The organism is Achromobacter sp., from assembly GCF_049647645.1.
In the GTDB taxonomy this organism is placed as follows: Bacteria; Pseudomonadota; Gammaproteobacteria; order Burkholderiales; family Burkholderiaceae_B; genus Achromobacter.
In genome coordinates this window covers 1-9168 of the sequence record NZ_JBARYB010000061.1, presented here as the reverse complement: position 1 = coordinate 9168, position 9168 = coordinate 1, and the positions used below count along the sequence as shown (strand labels likewise).

Genomic DNA, 9168 nt, shown 5'->3' with positions numbered 1-9168 from the left:
TACTGGAATTACCCGAAAGGCACCGAGCAAACGCCCACTCATGCGCAGGAAACCAATATGGAGCGCCAGACCAAGCTTGTGGGAATCACCTCGGCGTGCATTGATTGCGTCGCGCTCGGCACCATCGAAGGTGAAAAATGCCTTCATCTCGAAGTCGCTGATATCGCGGGGGAGCCCACGCATCCCCAAAAACGTTGTGTGCCAACCCTGCATCGTGAACCTCAAAAGTGGGAGGCCACCATACCCGTTTACAAAGCGAACAGGAAAGTCAATGAAATCAACGGTCTACCCAGACCACCCCCGCGCCAGTGCTAGCTTTGCGTACCGTCACTTATTGCACTGAAAACGAGGAGACCCCAACCAGCGCGTGCCCACGTTGAATTGGCTGTGTTCGGGATGGCGGATCTCGTTCCACAGGGCGCGGCAGCGCTCACTCAGCCAGGCATTGAGTTCGACAAAGGAACTGAAGCGATGTCGGGCCGCCTCGATCCAGATGCGCCGACGGCTGTACTGCACGTTCTTCTCCACGCGCCCCTTCTCCCAGCCCGCCGCGACGTTGCAGAAGTCAGGGTCGTACAGGTAGTGCGCGCACATCACCGAGAAGCGCGCGTTGACAGTGCGGCCCTTGCCCTTGTGGACCTTGTCGACGGCGGTAAGCCCCGCTGCTTCAGGCCGCCCCACGAAGACGCAGACAAGTCGACTTAAAGGCAGCTTCAGACTGATGGCAGAAGTTTTAGGCCGCCGCGCTACTCGTTTGTACCAAAGCTGAAAGCATGCATCCGCGACATTGATAGGTCAGGCGACCGTGCCGGCACTTGCAAACCTCGACGGCGGCGATGTATTTGGCCCCATAAACTGACTGCTGAAAGTCGGCAATCAGGATGACGACAGGGGTACCGCATAGATCCTCAAGTGGCGAGCGGCGGCTGCCGTACGCACATGGCGCAAAGCGCCTTTGTGCGCAGCATCTAGGTTTCTCTGAACGTCGATGACATCAAGCCGGCAGGTTTCGTCTTGACGATGGCGGCGTTTAATCAAGCATTGGATCCGCCTGGATCCGCCGTCATTTGGCTCGTCGACGACCTAAATGCGCGTTTGGTGCTCGATCCGACGAACTGAAGATTACCCGCCAAGGCCAAGAAGCTTGCACTCGCCAAAGCTCTGCAGTTCAGGATTTCTTTCGGAAAATGACGACGTGCTGCCACGGCAGCCTCGCGTCTGTACGCACCCACTGCAACGGCAGGATTTCCGCTTCCCGGCGGATCTGCCTTTCCGTCATCTTGTGCAGCTGCTTGATCTGTACTGCGGGATCTTCCGCCTTGTACTCCACGAAAACGACCCGCCCGCCGGGCGCGAGCGACTGCACCACACTCCTGAGCATCTCATACGGAGCAGACAGCTCGTGATACACGTCGACCATGATCGCCAGGTCGACGGACCCCGGCGCCAGACGGGCATCGTTTTCAGTACCCAATGAAGGCGTGATATTGCGCATGCCTTCGGCTTCCGCAGCCTGGCGCAAAAGCGCGACCATCTCGGGTTGCACATCGACCGCCAGGACTCTGCCGGAAGGGGCGACCAGGCGCGCCATGCGACGGGACAGGTAGCCGGTACCAGCGCCGATGTCGGCAACCACCATGCCTGGCTTCAACTCCAGCGCATCCAGGAGAAGGTCGGTACGTTCTTCCTTCTCCCGTTCCTGGCGTTCGAGCCATGGCGCTCCTTGCCACCCCATGACCTGTGCGATCTCGCGACCCAGGTAGCGTTTGCCGATGCCGTCGGCGCTGGGCACTCCAGCGACGTACGCTAGCTCTTGCGCTTGCGCCGGAAAGCTGCCGGCACCAAGCAGCGATCCCAAAACCCCAGCTAAAACTGCAACGTTCCGAAAGAGTGTCATGTCAATCCAGTCAATCTCAGACAGGCATTTCGAAGTGGCCTGAATCTGCAGGTCAAGCCCTGCCGTCGCATTTGTCGCTGCAATGAAATGGGAACAACAGGGAGACTTATTTGACCCAGGTAGCAATCAACCAGTTTCAAATTTCGAAGACCCGCAGTTGGCCGTTTGGAGTCATGGCCCTCACAGATCTGGAACACAAAAGCACGTTAGCACCGCTTTCGCAAGGTAAAGCGCTTCGATTCTGCTCGGAGAGTGCCATTAGGCCAGCAGCAGGTTTCGCCCGCGGCTCACGTGTAAAGCCCGTGTAATCATGCCGCGAATACTTCACATAAAAGGGGAACCTGCGAGAACAGTTCAGTAGCCTCAATCAACCGCAAACTCGCATGGATGCTGGATTTTTCCAACTTTTTGAGATTCTTTAGAAATCGAGGTAGCGAAGACTCTTAATTCGTAGGTCGAGTTGTTGGCGCCGACTGGAGAGTGAGCCAACGGGGGTGCGGCACCGACAGCTATTTCCTCGGGTCGAAGCCTTTCGTGCAGCGTGCGCAGCGCTCGCGGCGCACGCTGGGCGTGCCCGTCCGGCAGGTGCACTACGATTTCTTAGGGCCCGCTTCGGCCCTTGATTGAGGCTTGAATCGCCTGCAGAGTCGGCAGGATCGACTTCACGGCACTGGACCAAGGGCCGCCTCTGCATCCGCGCCTACGCGCCTAGCCAGAATCTCTCGCTGCGATCGAGAAAGTCATGCAGGTGCACGATCACCGAATCGTCGTCGAGCAGGACGACGGCGTACTGTGGTGGCTCGAAGCTTCCCGGGATGTCTTCGGATTCCCCAAGGTGCAGTGCCACCTGATGGTTGGTACCGCGCAAAGTCGAGAAGGGGATGCCGCGCCAGGTGCCCGAGATGGGCCGGTGGATGTGGCCGAAGAACAGGTGCTTGATGCGATGCGCGTGGCCCTTCAGTGCTGTCAGCAACCATTCGTTGTCGACCAATCCGATTCGATCCGCGACCGGGATGCCAAGGTGGAATGCCGGATGATGCATGAACAGGAGCACCGGTGAATCATCCTCCGCCAAGCGCTGGGAAAGCCAGTTTGCCCGTTGCTCGCAGAAGACGCCGCAATGCGTTCCCGGTTCGTTGGTATCCAGAAACAGACCCCTGAACCTCCCGATGGCCTGCTCGTACTGGACGAACCCATTGCTGTCCACCGGCACCTGTGGGAAGCGCTCGCGGAAGTTGGTCCGGCTGTCGTGGTTGCCGAGAATCAGATGAACCGGCATTGGCAACCGCGCGCATTGCTCCGACAGCTGGCGGTAGGCGTCCGGGTGCCCGACATGTGCGAGGTCGCCCGTGATCACGCAAGACGCTGCGTCCGCGTGCTCGGCGATCACGCTGTCGATGCAGCGCTCGAACCGTTTGCCGGGGTCATGGCCGTAGAGGGCGCGACCCTGCTCGACAAGATGAATGTCCGTGATGTGGATGAACTTGTGCATGGTCGTGCCTTGCACTCAGCGCGGCAGCAATGCCTGGACGGCCTTGCTCATCTCGCTAAGGGCAACGGCGGGTTGCACCTCTTGCGAAACCACGGTCTGGAGGTGATCCTTGATTACGTCGGTAATCTTGAAGCCGTTGTCACCCGGAAACGCGTACGAGCCGGTGAGTACCGGCATCTGCGCGATGGCGGTCAGATGATTGGGGTTTGCCTTGTAGAAGGGCGCAAGCAGGTTCGGGTCGGTCGCTGGCAACGTGTTGGCCGGGAAGTAGCCGGTTGCCTTGACCATGGTCGTCGCGCCCAGCGGGCCGGTGGCGAACTTGATGTATTCCCAAGCAGCGGCCTGCTTGGCAGGATCCTTGGAAAACATCATCGCTGCATTGCCGCCGGCCGGCAGTCGGCCGTCCTTGGCAACGGGCATGCGGGCGGTACGAATCTCGAACTTGCCTCCCACCTGCTTCGTGATGCTGCCCAGGCGCGCAGTGGTTGTCGCCAGTACCGCGAGCTTGCCGCTCACGAAGTCCTGCAAGGCGGCCGAATAGGAGATGTTGCGCATCTCACCCTGCTTGACGAGCTGCTCGAGGGTCAGCATGGCGGCCTTGCCTGCGGGGCCGTCGAAGGCCACCTTCTTCTCGTCGGCGGTCAACATGGTGCCGCCGTTGCTGAAGACCAGCGCCTGCCACATCCAGTTGCCCGTGATGTCCCACTCGACGTGAAGGCTCTCGGTGCCGGGCGTTGCCGCCTTCGACTTTTTGGCCGCGTTCATGATGGCATCCCAGTTCATGGGAAAGCGATCGGGCTCCACGCCCGCCTTGCGCATCAGGTCGGCGTTGTAGTAGATGACGGGTGTAGACAGCGCGAAGCCGATGCCGACCTGCTGACCCTTGACTTGCCCCAGTGAAAGCAACGCTTGGTCGTAACCCATCCCCGCCCAGCCCTTCTCCGCCTTGATGAAGGGCGTCAGGTCGACAGCGAGCCCACGGTCGGCAAACACGCGCTGACGATTGAGGCCCTGATAAGACACATCGGGGAGCTGGCCCGTGACGGCCTGGCGCAGAACCTGTTGTGCCGCGACCTCGTAGTCAGACGTGGGCGCACGGAACGTGACCTTGTACTGGGGGAACTTCGCCATGAAGTCTTTTGCGATTGATTCATGGACCTCTTTGAAGAGATCAGCGTACGCGTAGTCGATCACGATCTCAGTCGGTTGCTGAGCCTGTGCCAGGCCGGTGGTCATTAACACGGCCAGTGCGGCGGTTTTCTTAAACAGTTGTTTCATTGCTTGATTCCTTGCGGTTTAACCTTTGACGCCGGTGAGCGTCACACCTTCGATGAAGCGCTTTTGCGCGACGACGAACAACAGCACCAGCGGCGCCGTGATCAGCACCGTGCCGGCCATCAGCGGACCGAACGCGCTGCCTGCTTCCTCATTGCGGAAGAACATGGTTCCCAACGGCGGCGTCGCCAGATGGGGTGAATTGATGACCAGCAGTGGCCAGAAGTAGTCGTTCCAATGCCAGACCACCGAGAAGATCGAGAACGCCAGCAAGGCAGGCATGGCCGTGGGCAGCATCACGCGCCAGACGATCTCCAACTCACCCATGCCGTCGAGCCGCGCGGCGTGGATCAGGTCGTCGGGCACGGTGCGAAAGAACTGCCGCATCAGGAAGATGCCGAACGCGGACACGCTGAAAGGCAGGATGAGCGCGGCCATCGAGTCGAGCAGACCGGCGTGATACAGCATTACGTAGAGGGGGATGGCCGTGGCTTGGTATGGCACCATGAGCGCCAGCATCACCAAGCGCCAAGCCCACGGCTTGCCACGGAACGACAGCTTGGCAAAGGCGTAGGCGGCAGGCAGTGCCACCAGGATCTGCAGCACCAGGATGCCCGCGCAGACGAGCACGCCATTCCACAGGTAGCGCAGCAAGGGGACCTTGGTTAGCGCGAGGGTGTAGTTCTCCACTGCAGCGAAGCGCGTCGGAAAAAGATGAATCTCGCTGCCGAAGATTTCGTCGGCAGGCTTGAGCGAGGTCAGCACCATCCAGATGAACGGCATCAGGAAGACCAGGGCCACGGCCATCAGCACCACGTGGCGAAGAATCCGAAAGGAAGGGGAAGGAGGTTTCATGCGTAGTGCGTCCTGCGCTCCAGCGCGGCGTGCTGGATCTGGGTCAAGAGGAAGATGCCGGCGATGAAGACCACCGTCATGGCGCTGGCGTAACCCATGCGGAAGAAGCTGAACCCCTCCGCATAGATGGTGTGCAGCAGCACTTCGGTGGCCTTGTTCGGCCCGCCCTTGGTGAGCACATGGACGGTGTCGAAGACCTGCAGGGCGCGGATGGCGCAGACAGTGATGACGAACAAGGTGGTAGGGCCCAGCAACGGCCAGGTGACGAAGCGGAATCGATCGAAGGGGCGATCGATGCCGTCGAGTTCCGCCGCATCTCGCACGTCGCGGGGGATTCCTTGCAGCCCGGCCAGGAAGAACACCAGGGCAAGCCCCGACATCTGCCAGATGCCGATCGCGGCGACCGAGTACAGCGCGAGGTGGCGGTCGTTGAGCCAGTTCTGGGGTGCGACGCCGACCTGCTGGAGCAGGTGATTGACGAGCCCGGCGCTCGGATGCAGCAGGAATTCCCACACGACCGCCATTGCGATCAGCGTCGATGCGGCCGGCATGAAAAAGGCTGTGCGGTAGAAGCCGCGTCCCGATCGATCGGATTCGATCAACAAGGCGAGGCTCAGGCCCAGCGTGATCGATCCCCCGGTGACCAGGACGAGGTAGACAAGGGTGTTGGCCACAGACTTGCGGAACACCGCGTCCGACCAGAGTTCGGCGTAGTTCTGCAGGCCGACCCAGTTCAGGGTGGTGGCGCCGAACTGCCAATCGGTCAGCGACATCAGAAATACGGCAAGGACGGGTATGAACAGCAGAAGCGTCGCAAGAAGGCCCGCGGGCGCGAGAAGTGAAACGGTGGAAAGAGGATGGGCGCGCATGCTCGGCTTTCAGGCCACTCGCTTCAGGGTGTCGCATCGACCGATCGACATGCGCTGGCCGCCGGCGTCGAAGACATGCAGGGCTTCCCACGGGACCGTGACCTCGAACTCGGCCCCTGCGTGCGCTGCCGTGCCAGCCGGGAGGCAGACGATGCAGGCTTCCCCCTGGCTCGGCAGGGTCAGCGTGGCCATCAATTCGGCACCCGCGTATTCCACATGGCCAACCACGCCGCGCACGGTGAGGCCCGGCGCCTTTGCCAAGGTGACAGCCTGCGGCCGGAAGGCGACACGGCAGGGCCCGCCGTTCCCCGCGGTATCTGCGATGCGTTGCGCCAGGCAATGGATCTCGCCATTGGCGAGGATGTCGCCCGGCACGACGTTGATCCGCGGTGCGCCGACGAATCGAGCCACCTCGAGGCTTTGTGGCCGCATGTACAGATCTTCGGGTGGCGCCACCTGAAGGATGCGGCCTTCGCGCATGACCGCCACACGGTCCGACATGGACATGGCTTCGTGCTGATCGTGCGTGACGTAGATGAACGTCACGCCCAACTGGTCGTGAAGCTGCCGGATCTCGGCACGCAGCGCATGGCGAAGGTTGGCGTCCAGATTAGAAAGGGGCTCGTCGAACAGGAACACGGAGGGGTGGCGAACCATCGCGCGCGCCAGGGCGACGCGTTGGCGCTGGCCGCCCGACAGGTGCGCCGGCTTACGATCGAGTAACCCGTCGATGGCGAGTCGCCGGGCCACTTCATGTGCGCTGGCATGGATGTCGGCGAGCCGGCGGCGCACCCCGGGGGATACCAGGCGTGCCCCCGGCAGGCGACCCCAGAACCCCAGGCCGCGCATCACCAGCGGCATCGAGATGTTCTCGCGCACGGTCATGTGCGGGTACAGCGCATAGGACTGGAACACCATCGCGCAGTCCCGTGCGCTGGGTGACAGGGCGAGCAGGTCGCGGTCTCCCATGCGGATCGTGCCGGTGTCGGGCGTGTCCAGGCCGGCGATCAGCTTCAGCAAGGTGGACTTGCCGCAACCGGACGCGCCCAGCAGGGTGAGGAATTCGCCGTCGCGCACTGTCAGGTCGAGTTCCTGAAGAACGGCAGCGTTGCCGAAGCGTTTGGTCAGGCCGGAAATCTGGATGTCAGACATGGTCGTTCGTCTCCGCCGTTGACTGAGTCGATGTCCGGGCGGCCATCCAGCTGTGAAACTCTGCGTAGCCCGAAAACGCCACGGTGCACGGGCGCAAGTCGTCGGGCGCCGCGGCGTAGCCGCCGAGATGGGCCGCCAGCCGTACGCCAGCCGCCTGGGCACACGCTGCGTCAATGCCGGAGTCCCCGACGAACAGCGCTGTCCGCGGCGTCCCGCCCAACTGGGTCAGTGCGAGGTGCAACGGCGCGGCGTCCGGCTTGGGATGCTCGGTGTCGCCCAGGCCCACGATCGCGTCGAAGAAGCCGGTCAGCGCTGCCTTGTCCAGAAGCGTGCGTGTGGAGCCTTGATCGCGGTTCGTGCAAATGCCCAGTGCGATGCGCTGCGAACGAAGCATCGACAGCAGATCGAGAGCGCCGTCGTATGCCACAGTTTTGTGCAGCCAGTGCGATGCGTAGCGGTGCGCGAAGGCATCTTCGAGTCGCGACCCCAACGCGAGCGGCACAGACGCGGCCTGAAGCCGGAGCGCGCTCTGGAAGAGGGCGGTGATGCCCTGGCTCAAGGCAGGACGAAGATGCTGCGGCTCGACGGCCTGCAATCCGGCGAGCACAAGCACCTCATTGGCCGCGGCTGCGAGGGTGGGCAAGGTGTCGAAAAGGGTTCCATCGACATCAAAGACGACTGTTCGTATTTGATCGTTAGTGTTCATGTCCTGAATGCTACGAACATAATGAGTCAAACTCATGACAAATACGGGCGGTACAGTTTCCGCATCGATCCCGTGCGCGCGTGGCGCGTCAACCGTCCTGAAATGCAAGAAAACAGATGCTCAAAGCAGCTCGCCAGAAAGAAATCGTCGCCCTTTTGCAAGGGGGCGGCGTCGTCGAAGTCAGCGTGCTGGCGGAGCGTTTTCAGACATCGCCGATCACTGTCCGCCGTGACCTCATCGAATTGCAGGAGCGTGGCGTGCTGGCCCGCACGCGAGGGGGCGCGATTCCCGGCAATGAGGTGTATGCAGAGGGTTGGGCGCGGTACGAGAGTGTTAGCTACGCGGAGCGCGAGAGGGAAAACTACCGCGAGAAACGAGCCATCGCGGAGCTGGCCGCGCAATCAGTGTCGGACGGCGACTGCATCCTCATCAACGGCGGTACCACGTGCAGGCACCTCGCGGAAGCTCTGCGAGGTCATCACCACCTTCATGTCGTCACCAACGGACTGACCGTCGCCATGGAGCTGGCCAAGAGCAGAAACGCCACTGTCCATCTCCTGCAGGGCACCGTGGACTTTCAGAAGATGACGAGTGTGGGCCGCCTCGAAACAGGTGCATTCGAGGACATCACGGTCAGAGCGGCCTTCCTGGGCGTCCACGGGATCTCCGCGACCGGGGGCATCGGCATGCTGACGCCCGAGGAGTCAGCGATGAATCGAGCCTTCGTGGACGCGGCCCAGTCCGTCAATGTCCTCGTCGACTCCTCCAAGTTCAAGGCGCAAGCAATCTTCAGGATCGGGGTCTCCTCGTTTTCAGTGCAATAAGTGACGGTACGCAAAGCTAGCACTGGCGCGGGGGTGGTCTGGGTAGACCGTTGATTTCATTGACTTTCCTGTTCGCTTTGTAAACGGGTATGGTGGCC

General features: G+C 61.5%; 9 protein-coding genes and 1 pseudogene. 1 reads left to right on the top strand and 9 read right to left on the bottom strand.

Annotated features, from left to right (window positions below):
- From WBB14_RS07160 to WBB14_RS07120, 9 genes and pseudogenes are all read right to left on the bottom strand, one after another.
- Positions 1–213, bottom strand: a 213-nt coding sequence (locus WBB14_RS07160) for a DUF4158 domain-containing protein (RefSeq protein ID WP_030093369.1), incomplete at its 3' end; no start/stop codon positions are given.
- 159 nt (positions 214–372) lie between these two features.
- Positions 373–654 (bottom strand): annotated as a pseudogene (locus WBB14_RS07155) (IS21 family transposase); the annotation flags it as partial.
- A gap of 514 nt (positions 655–1168) precedes the next feature.
- A complete protein-coding gene (locus WBB14_RS07150; protein WP_031942805.1) occupies positions 1169–1897 on the bottom strand; it encodes a class I SAM-dependent methyltransferase in 729 nt (242 codons plus the stop codon).
- Positions 1898–2597: 700 nt separating this feature from the next.
- The gene (locus WBB14_RS07145; protein WP_029309111.1) at positions 2598–3389 is read right to left on the bottom strand and encodes a phosphodiesterase; all 792 of its coding nucleotides are present in this window, start codon (positions 3387–3389) and stop codon (positions 2598–2600) included.
- A 15-nt stretch (positions 3390–3404) separates the two neighbouring features.
- On the bottom strand, positions 3405–4667 hold the full coding sequence (locus WBB14_RS07140) for an ABC transporter substrate-binding protein (RefSeq protein ID WP_029309112.1): 1263 nt from the start codon (positions 4665–4667) through the stop codon (positions 3405–3407).
- An 18-nt stretch (positions 4668–4685) separates the two neighbouring features.
- Positions 4686–5519, bottom strand: a complete 834-nt coding sequence (locus tag WBB14_RS07135; RefSeq protein ID WP_165091848.1) for a carbohydrate ABC transporter permease — start codon at positions 5517–5519, stop codon at positions 4686–4688.
- A complete protein-coding gene (locus WBB14_RS07130; RefSeq protein WP_029309265.1) occupies positions 5516–6388 on the bottom strand; it encodes a carbohydrate ABC transporter permease in 873 nt (290 codons plus the stop codon). The genes WBB14_RS07135 and WBB14_RS07130 overlap by 4 nt, the downstream gene beginning before the upstream one ends.
- Before the next feature lie 9 nt (positions 6389–6397).
- A complete protein-coding gene (locus tag WBB14_RS07125; RefSeq protein WP_029309264.1) occupies positions 6398–7540 on the bottom strand; it encodes an ABC transporter ATP-binding protein in 1143 nt (380 codons plus the stop codon).
- Positions 7533–8246 (bottom strand): HAD family hydrolase, encoded by a 714-nt coding sequence (locus WBB14_RS07120; protein WP_051723375.1) that lies wholly within the window; start codon positions 8244–8246, stop codon positions 7533–7535. Before WBB14_RS07120 ends, WBB14_RS07125 begins: the two co-directional genes overlap by 8 nt.
- A gap of 116 nt (positions 8247–8362) precedes the next feature.
- Here WBB14_RS07120 and WBB14_RS07115 point away from each other — a divergent pair, with 116 nt between their 5' ends.
- A complete protein-coding gene (locus tag WBB14_RS07115) occupies positions 8363–9070 on the top strand; it encodes a DeoR/GlpR family DNA-binding transcription regulator (protein WP_274923534.1) in 708 nt (235 codons plus the stop codon).
- The last annotated feature ends 98 nt before the right edge of the window (positions 9071–9168 follow it).